At 38.1% G+C, this 7481-nt stretch carries 6 protein-coding genes and 1 rRNA gene; all 7 read left to right on the top strand.

The window, feature by feature from the left end; genetic code table 11:
* A 5S ribosomal RNA gene (gene rrf, locus DWY79_RS22065) occupies positions 1-110 on the top strand.
* A 137-nt stretch (positions 111-247) separates the two neighbouring features.
* Positions 248-1129 (top strand): alpha/beta hydrolase, encoded by an 882-nt coding sequence (locus tag DWY79_RS22060; protein ID WP_005865072.1) that lies wholly within the window; start codon positions 248-250, stop codon positions 1127-1129.
* A gap of 206 nt (positions 1130-1335) precedes the next feature.
* Positions 1336-3648, top strand: a complete 2313-nt coding sequence (gene bglX, locus DWY79_RS22055; protein ID WP_122297441.1) for a beta-glucosidase BglX — start codon at positions 1336-1338, stop codon at positions 3646-3648.
* Positions 3649-3962: 314 nt separating this feature from the next.
* Positions 3963-5132 carry a site-specific integrase gene (locus DWY79_RS22050; protein ID WP_005865076.1) on the top strand — a complete coding sequence of 390 codons (1170 nt, stop codon included), beginning with the start codon at positions 3963-3965 and terminating at the stop codon, positions 5130-5132.
* A 45-nt stretch (positions 5133-5177) separates the two neighbouring features.
* On the top strand, positions 5178-6038 hold the full coding sequence (locus DWY79_RS22045) for a hypothetical protein (protein WP_005865079.1): 861 nt from the start codon (positions 5178-5180) through the stop codon (positions 6036-6038).
* 177 nt (positions 6039-6215) lie between these two features.
* Complete coding sequence (locus DWY79_RS22040; protein ID WP_005865081.1) at positions 6216-6512, top strand: AlpA family transcriptional regulator; 297 nt, start codon at positions 6216-6218, stop codon at positions 6510-6512.
* On the top strand, positions 6509-7481 hold a 973-nt coding region (locus tag DWY79_RS22035), incomplete at its 3' end, for a hypothetical protein (RefSeq protein WP_122370492.1). The genes DWY79_RS22040 and DWY79_RS22035, both read left to right, overlap by 4 nt.

Raw genomic sequence — 7481 nt, 5'->3', positions numbered from 1 at the left:
AAGGTGGCTATAGCACGAGGGATCCACCTCTTCCCATTCCGAACAGAGAAGTTAAGCCTCGTCACGCCGATGGTACTGCGTAACAGTGGAAGAGTAGGTAGCCGCCGTCTTGAAGAAGGCGATAGCCGATGGAGAGGAGTCAGTCCGTAAGGGGTGACTCCTTTTTCTGTTTTTATTTATTCGATTCTGATTGGATAAATAAAATAAGATGTATATATTCGCTCCCTATAACTTAATAATGTGTTGTATGGTTAAGAAGTGGATATTCCCTTTATTGATTGGGGTTTGTTTAATCAATACGTCTATGGCACAAGAAAATCCGATTTTATTATTCCCAAAAGGGGCGCCGGGAGAAACTATTAAATTAATAGAGAAAGCTGATACGGATGGTGGAAAAACCGGTGGTGAGAGTGTTTTGCGTATTACGAATGTGAGTGAGCCAACGATTACTATATATCATGCTCCGGATGAAGTGGCCTCGGGTGCCGCTATGATTGTCTGTCCCGGTGGTGGTTACAATATTTTAGCTTATGATTTGGAAGGTGATGAAGTCTGTGAATGGCTTAATAATCTTGGAATAACTGCGGTCTTACTTAAATACCGGGTTCCAAGACGGGAAGGACTGGAAAAACACGAAGCTCCTTTGCAAGATGTACAGCGTGCGATTGGTTATGTTCGAGCGAACGCTGAGAACTTGAATATAGATCCAAAGCGAATCGGTGTGATGGGATTCTCGGCTGGTGGCCATTTAGCTGCCATGGTTAGCAATAATTTTTTGAAACGTACTTATCCGGCTATTGATGCTACGGATAAAGTAAGTTGTCGTCCGGACTATTGTTTATTGGTTTATCCTGCTTATTTAGATGGAGAGAATTTCCAATTGGCACCAGAGTTAAAGGTTTCATCTGCCACACCTCCAACCATGTTAATTCAAGCGGAAGATGATAAATCTTATATCAACAGTAGTATTTTCTATTATTATGCCTTAAAGGAAGCTGGTGTTCCGGCATGGATGCATTTATATAGTCAAGGTGGCCATGGATATGGGTTACGAGATACGGGAGCGTCTGTAAATGAATGGCCGGATCGGGCTGAAGATTGGTTTCGTGAGATCGGTCTGATCGAATAGAACTCCAGATATCTTTTCTGGAGACTTGCGGAGTAGATTCTTAAATCGATTGCGCAATTTATTTATTACTAGTTTATTATTGATGGTAAACGTAGTAAAAGCGTAGTCCGGGAAAGCGTGTTCTATAGCATATCGTATCTTTGAAGTAGTGAGTTTATTGCTGTTTTCTGTTATTCGGGCTTTTTTTGAAGTAAAAAAGCTAAGTTATGAAATTCCTTAAAAGTTCAGTTTTATTTATTTCAATGGCATGTATAGTGCCTGTTTGTTCGATAGCGAGAGAAAAAAGTGAGAGAATCACAAGAGCTGAGATTGAACAGAAAAGTGCGGATGAATTTATAAATGGTCTGATGAGTCGAATGACCGTTGATGAGAAAATTGGCCAATTGAATCTTCCTAGTTATGGAAACGTAATGCCAAATCCTAAAAAGAGTGAGATAGCCAGTCGTATTGTACGAGGAGAGGTTGGTGGTATATTTAATATATTCGGTGTCGATGCGATCCGGCAGTTACAAGAAGTCGCGGTTAAAGAAAGTCGGTTGGGGATTCCTATAATTGTTGGCGCTGATATTTGTAATGGTTATAAAACCGTTTTTCCCATTCCTCTAGGTCTTTCGTGTAGTTGGAAACCGGAGAATATAGAAGAGGTCGCTCGAATTTCCGCGAAGGAAGTTGGTGCTGATGGTATCTGTTGGACATATAGCCCGATGGTCGATATATATCATGATGCCCGGTGGGGACGAGTAAAGGAAGGAGCGGGCGAGGATCCGTTTCTTGGAGGTATAATGGCTCAAGCATGGGTGCGTGGTTATCAAGGCAATGATTTATCGGCTGATACGACTCTTATGGCATGTGTAAAGCATTATGCGCTTTATGGAGCGGCCGAGGCTGGCCGGGATTATAATACGGTGGATATGAGCCGTGTGACTGCCATGAATTATTACATGCGTCCTTATCAGGCTGCTGTAGAAGCAGGAGTAGGAAGTATCATGACTTCATTCAACGAATTTGAAAGTATCCCCGCGACCGGAAATACTTGGCTTCTTAATGACGTGTTGCGTAAACAATGGGGATTTAACGGCTTTGTCGTGTCTGATTTTACGGCAATAGAGGAGATGGTAAACCATGGAATAGGTAATAGTCAGGAAGTCGGAGTCAAGGCGCTAAAGGCGGGTGTCGATATGGATATGATAGCGGACTGTTATCATGCCGTATTAAAGAAATCATTGGAAGATGGGAAAATAACAGAGGCTGAGATTGACTCTGCTTGCCGGAGAATACTAATCGCAAAATACCAATTGGGATTGTTCCATGATCCATATAAATATTGTAATCCGAAAAGAGCCGCCAAAGAGTTCTTGTCGGTAAATAATGTATCTGCGGCCCGTCGTATTGCGGCGGAGTCTTTCGTGTTACTTAAAAATGATAATAATCTGCTTCCACTTAAAGGATGTCGTAAGGTCGCTGTAGTCGGTCCTTTAGCGGATAGCAAGGCGAATATGGCTGGATCGTGGAAATATGATGAGCAGACTAAATCTTATCATGGATTGGTAGAGGATTTACAGGAATCTTTGGGAAATGGAGTAGAGGTTGTTTTTGCAAAAGGCAGCAATCTAGTCGATGATCCCGTTTATGAAGCGAACTTTACGGATCAAAATCGTTCAACCCGGGATGATAGAAGCGATGAACAATTAATCGCCGAGGCCCTAAAAGTGGTGGAAGGCGCTGATGTGATTATCGCTGCTTTGGGTGAATCGATAGATATGAGTGGAGAAGGCGCTAGTAGAGCCATCCTTGAAATGCCGCAAACGCAGAAAAAATTACTGGATGCTATCCAGAAGACAGGAAAGCCGATCGTAATGGTACTTTTTACCGGAAGACCTTTGGCATTACAATCCGAGGAAAAGCAGGTGAATGCGATCTTGAACGTATGGTTCGGTGGTACGGAAGCAGGAGCGGCTATTGCCGATGTCTTGACCGGAAAGGTTTCTCCGACAGGGAAGTTAACCATGTCTTTTCCTCGTGTAACAGGCCAATGTCCGATCTATTATAATCATAAGATGACAGGACGCCCTATGTCTCCCGATGCTTGGTACACTCGTTATGTCTCCAATTATATAGATGTGTTGAATGAGCCTCTTTATCCATTTGGTTACGGCTTGAGCTATACGACTTATACGTATGGCGATGTATCTTTGAATATGAATTCAATGGATGCAAATGGAAAAATTCAAGCATCCGTGATTGTTACCAATACCGGGGCTCAGGATGGAGAGGAAATCGTACAGCTTTATTTACGTGATATCGTACGCAGCATAACCCCTCCGGTCCAAGAATTGAAAGGATTCAAGCGAGTTGCGTTAAAAGCGGGAGAAAGCAAGAAAGTAACCTTTGATATTGATGTGGATATGTTGAAATTCTACGATTCAACCTTAGATTATGTCGCTGAGCCGGGTGAGTTTCAGGTAATGATCGGTGGAAATAGTAAAGAGGTGAAAACTGCTTCGTTTACATTAAAATAATCCTAATCGGAAGGAATCAGTTATGGGTTTTTGCTAAATTCGAAATTATATGTATCTTTGCCAAAAGAAATATTACAAAACCATGGGGATGACCGGTTTTGAAAGACCTATCCGAAAAATCAAAGAAAATAAGAGTAAAGCAAAAGTTAAATAAAATACTAAATATTAGTGTTTTATAAGTAATATAAGAGCTAAATAGGAACAACGTGTTTTCCTTTGTTTAGCTCTTTTTTTTGTTACTTTTGTTACTCGTTTGTTACCCGTGAACGGAAATGTTACTTATCTTTACGGTGGGTAACAAATAAAGTAACGATATGGCAAAGCAAGTCAAAGTTAAAGAGCCGGTACGTATTCGTACAAAGAAACTGGCTAACGGGAATGAATCGATCTACCTGGATCTATACAAAGACGGTGATCGTGTGTACGAGTTTCTCAAACTCTATCTTATTCCGGAAAAATCAAAAGCAGATAAGGAAGCGAACCGTAAAACGTTAGAGTTAGCTAATGCGATCAAGGCTAAACGGATCGTAGAGTTGCAAAATAACGAACATGGCTTTAAAACAAATACTACCAGATCAAAGATGAATCTTATTCAATTTGTCTTACACTTGGCAGATGAACAACTAGTAAAATCGGGTAACAAGCGAAGTTATTATTATACGCTTCATTCACTTGCTAAGCATTTAGAGGCTTATGCTGGTGATAAAATTACCTTTACAAAGGTAAATACAGAGTTTGTTAAAGGGTTCATTGCTTATCTTCGTACTGCAATGAATTTTAACTATGAGAATAGTGAAAAGAAATCAAAATATGAAGTTCTTTCACAGAATACTCAACATAATCTATACAAAAAATTTGCTTGGGTAATTCGTAAAGCGATGCAAGCTGATATAATGGCGATTAATCCTCTTGATAAGATAGATAACACGGATAAACCTAAGCCGGAGGATGGGCAAAGGGAATTTTTAACGATTGAGGAAATAAAGAGGTTGATGAATACACCATGTGAAGATGATATGTTGAAATGCGCTTTTATCTTTTGCTGTTTAGTTGGGCTTCGTTACAGTGATGTGAAGAAGTTGGTCTGGAATGATTTGTATGAAGATAATGAAGGTGCCATTATCCTTCGGATTCGTGTGACTAAGACGAAACGTTGTGAGGACTTTCCTATAAGTAAAGAAGCTTTGAAATGGCTACCGGAAAGAATTGGCTCTGGTGATGAGAAAATCTTTAAATTGCCTAAAAATGATAATTCAAACCGGAAACTAAAACATTGGTGTACCTTGGCTGGTATAACAAAGAATGTCACTTTCCACGTAGCTCGGCATACTGCAGCAACGTTGAATCTTAGTTTGGGTGTACCGATAGAGACAGTTAGTAAGCTATTAGGACATACTAAGATTAGTACAACTCAAATTTATGCAAAAGTTATTGACGCAAATAAAAAGGCTGCTGTTCATAAGCAAGACGGCGTATTTGATTGATCCTTAGTAAATAGAATAATAAGTATCTTAAACTAATCATACGATATGGGTATACAAGAAAGACCATTTGAAAATATTATAAGCATGAATAACTCATTATCTGGTGATCCTATTAATGAGTTAATAACACTAAATAAATTAGAGAGAAGTATTTATAGTGAAGGTCGAAAATTAGAAACTATTATCTTGTTATCTGGTATGACACCAAAAGATAGATGGATATACATTTCTCTTATTCTTGATGACTTGTTATATCAATATGATAGCTCTTGTAGAAAGGTTCGAGGAATGAATACTAATACTTTGTTATATAAAAGAGCTCTATTATTGAAGAAAGCAATCGTGGAAGTGATGGAAGTAACAAGCACACGATTAAAAATAGCATTTGATATTGATTATATAAAAGAAAGAGAAGAAAGATATGCTACAACGGGGGCTGCCAGATGGGATGATTCAACCGATAAAAAATTAGATTTAGATATAGTAGAAAACATGCGGTATTTTAATGATTTAATTTCGGGGAAGATTGATAGATATTTGGAAAATTGCAAAAGTCGGTTTACGAAAAAATATGACGATGATAAATTAAAAGCTATCTGGCTTCATTTGAAAGAGGAAAATTATATTAATAGTAATACAAGTTTAGATACGTTTCTTTATTTATTTGGGAATGTCGATAATGTGCCTGAGCGCTTTTATATTGAATGGTTAGCTTCATTGAAGGAATTACATGTTCTTATAGATGTGTTTTGGAAGTCAGAGCGAAATAGGTGGAAAAAGGCAAGTGAAATATTTTTATATGGTGATGAATTTTTGAAATATAGAAGCTTAACTACTGCTGTCAGTAAGGAAGATGATATTGAAGATATAGAAAAAAAATTTGCATGTTGGTTAAAAGAGAAGTGACATTCTTTAGGTGATAGTAGATGATTTTGGGTGATACTTTTTATTATCACCCTTTTTATTTGTTTTTTAATATGATCTTTGTTGTGTCAATACTGAGTAGGTACATATTGACAATATGTGAATATGCTGAATCTACCTACATTCAGCATTAAGATATGATAATTAAAAATAAAAAAAATGGAGTCGATTAAAAATATCTTAAAAAGAATAGAGTGTAATACTCTACTTGCGACAAAGACAGTACTAACTGTTGATGATGTAGCAACTCTTACTGGCTTAAGTAAGAGTCATATATACAAGCTTACATATAGTCATCAGATACCTCATTACAAACCATCTGGAAAGCAAGTCTATTTTGATCGCTCGGAGATTGAGGAGTGGCTTAAACGAAATCGTGTTGATTCGGTAGAAGAGATAGAGCAAGCCGCCATAAATCATGTTGTAATGAATAAAAAAGGAAGGGGGAGAGTATGAAAGATGAGATAGCTTCTAAAATCTATGTCAATCTATCAAGGTGTGAGAAAGGACATGATTCATGTACTGAATATAGTAGTATGTTGCATGATATGGTACATGGTCATATGTTATATGATACGGTTGACTTTGTTCTTAATCAGAAAGATGTTCCAGAAATAGATTTGTTAGCGGAAGTGTCGCCATATTTGATGGATAGAAGTGATTGTATTGGTAATGATGGCCTCCCTTATGTACGTGGGAAATATAAGGGGTATAATGTGTATGTAAATACTCATATTCTAAAAATCAATGCTTGTAGCTTATGTAAATATTACTACGGTATCAACATGCACGATTTCCCTTTAGAGGACGTACGGAAAGCCATTGAGAGGATAGGAGAGGATTTAAACATCCCTATGGACAAGGTCATTGTGACTAGACTGGATTTAGCAATGGATTTGGAGTTACAGCGGTCTCCAATAGAATATTTCAATCGGATGTTAGATTTACCTTATTTTAGGTGTCATTCATATTCTACAGGAATTACGTTTCAAACAGCAGAGAAAGAACTTTTGTTTTACGATAAAGGAAAGGAACAGGGGAGTAATAATAAGAATATAGCTCGATGCGAGTTTCGGATAAAGAAAGTTAGGAGGTGCTTTGGGGGATCGGTTACTGCGTCAATGTTATATGATCCTAGCTTTTGGAATGATTTGCTGGATCGGTTCTTATCTTGTTATTCCAAAGTCAAGGTGAGTAAAGAGTCTTTACCGCTTGATAAGATAAATGGGATAAAGATTTTGAAAGATTGTGCCTTATGTGATTATGTTAATCGTAATGGATTTGATCCGTTGAGGTCTGGATTTAAGGCTCGTGTACGTGATGGAGAATTAGCGCAAAGAGCCTGCAAGTCTATTATAGAAAAGATCAAGAAGTGTTGTTTCTCTTCTCAAGGAAAAGACGTTGGCCCAGAGATAGAAGAATTTG

The sequence above is a fragment of the Parabacteroides sp. AF27-14 genome, assembly GCF_003635425.1.
In the GTDB taxonomy this organism is placed as follows: Bacteria; Bacteroidota; Bacteroidia; order Bacteroidales; family Tannerellaceae; genus Parabacteroides; species Parabacteroides distasonis.
Note: the sequence above shows the minus strand (reverse complement) of the source record. Positions and strands in the feature narration are given on the sequence as shown.